General features: G+C 54.5%; 1 pseudogene. It reads right to left on the reverse strand.

Features of this window, described 5'->3' with window-relative positions:
• Positions 1 to 231 (reverse strand): annotated as a pseudogene (locus B4920_RS28245) (conjugal transfer protein); the annotation flags it as partial.

Here is a 231-nt window from a genome sequence, read left to right on the forward strand (position 1 = left end):
GCTGAGCTGGAAACAGATCGGCCTCTTCTTCCATTAACCGTTCGCCCTGGTTACCTCCGTGCATGATCGGTTCACTTCCGTCCGTGTTCTGGCCTTGCGTCCGCATGACGTATTTGAGTCGGGTTTTGCGCAGGTTTTCGGCGCTGTATTCTTGGGTCTCCGCATCGACAATCCGCAGCGCAAACACGTTATTGATGTTCCCCAGCACCTGGAGCGCTTTGTCTTTGCTAC

It is taken from the genome of Zoogloea sp. LCSB751, from assembly GCF_002028455.1.
In the GTDB taxonomy this organism is placed as follows: domain Bacteria; phylum Pseudomonadota; class Gammaproteobacteria; order Burkholderiales; family Rhodocyclaceae; genus Zoogloea.